Raw genomic sequence first — 245 nt, 5'->3', positions numbered from 1 at the left:
TCGATCTGCCATCGGCGGACGTAGAGGGCGATCATCTCGGCGGGCTCGAGGGTGATGTCGGTACTGAAGAAGGCCTGCGGGTCGCGCTTTCCGTCAGGATCGCGAACCAGGACCCAGCGGACCGGCAAGACCGGGGTGCCGGGCCTGTACCATAGGGCGATGTCAGATGTGATCTCGAGCGTCTTGCCGCCCGCATGGCCATACCAGGCAGAGACGAGAATGCTGGTCCAGCGTGTCGCCGGGTT

1 pseudogene is annotated in these 245 nt (G+C 64.5%); it reads right to left on the bottom strand.

Features of this window, described 5'->3' with window-relative positions:
* Positions 1 to 245, bottom strand: a pseudogene (locus ACYPYD_RS26080) (IS701 family transposase); the annotation flags it as partial.

Source organism: Novosphingobium sp. 11B (genome assembly GCF_054589055.1).
Note: the sequence above shows the minus strand (reverse complement) of the source record. Positions and strands in the feature narration are given on the sequence as shown.